The sequence below is a fragment of the Nonomuraea longicatena genome (assembly GCF_039525605.1).
Taxonomy (GTDB): domain Bacteria; phylum Actinomycetota; class Actinomycetes; order Streptosporangiales; family Streptosporangiaceae; genus Nonomuraea; species Nonomuraea longicatena.
In genome coordinates this window covers 1-1,078 of the sequence record NZ_BAAAHQ010000069.1, presented here as the reverse complement: position 1 = coordinate 1,078, position 1,078 = coordinate 1, and the positions used below count along the sequence as shown (strand labels likewise).

1 pseudogene is annotated in these 1,078 nt (G+C 68.1%); it reads right to left on the bottom strand.

From position 1 onward, the window contains the following. Positions 1 to 1,078: pseudogene (locus ABD120_RS38965) on the bottom strand (DNA-directed RNA polymerase subunit beta); the annotation flags it as partial.

Below are 1,078 nucleotides of genomic sequence, written 5' to 3'. Positions count from 1 at the left end.
CTTGCCCAGCGCCATCTCGCCCTGGTCGGTGCAGGGGCCGTCGGCGATGACCTGACCCGCCTGGACGCGGTCGCCCTCGACCACGATCGGCTTCTGGTTGAAGCTGGTGCCCTGGTTGGAGCGCTTGAACTTGGCCACCCGGTGCGTCGTGTGGGTGCCGTCGTCGTTCATCACCGTGATGTAGTCGGCCGAGACCTCCTCGACCACCCCGGGCTTCTCGGCGCTGACGGAGTCACCGGCATCCGTGGCGGCACGGTACTCCATGCCGGTGCCGACCAGCGGCGCCTCACTCTTCAGCAGCGGCACCGACTGACGCATCATGTTCGCGCCCATGAGCGCGCGGTTGGCGTCGTCGTGCTCCAGGAAGGGGATCATCGCGGTGGCGACCGACACCATCTGGCGCGGCGACACGTCGATGTAGTCGACCTCCTCGGCCCGCATCAGCTCGGTCTCGCCGCCCTTGGTGCGGACGAGGACCCGCGCCTCGGCGAAGCTGCCGTCGGCGTTGAGGATGGTGTTGGCCTGCGCCTTGACGAACCGGTCCTCCTCATCGGCCGTCAGGTAGTCGATCTGGCCGGTCACCTTGCCGTCGACGACCTTGCGGTAGGGCGTCTCGATGAAGCCGAAGGCGTTGAGCCGCCCGAAACACGCGAGATAGCCGATGAGCCCGATGTTCGGCCCCTCGGGCGTCTCGATCGGGCACATGCGGCCGTAGTGGGACGGGTGCACGTCACGGACCTCGAAGCCGGCCCGCTCCCGCGACAACCCGCCCGGCCCCAGCGCGTTGAGACGCCGCTTGTGCGTGAGCCCCGACAGCGGGTTTGTCTGGTCCATGAACTGCGACAGCTGCGAGGTGCCGAAGAACTCCCGCATGGACGCGACGACCGGGCGGATGTTGATCAGCGTCTGCGGCGTGATCGCCTCGACGTCCTGGGTGGTCATCCGCTCGCGAACGACGCGCTCCATGCGGGCCAGGCCCAGCCGGACCTGGTTCTGGATGAGCTCGCCGATGCTCCGGATCCGCCGGTTGCCGAAGTGGTCGATGTCGTCGGTCTCGACGATCCGATCGCCGTTCGGC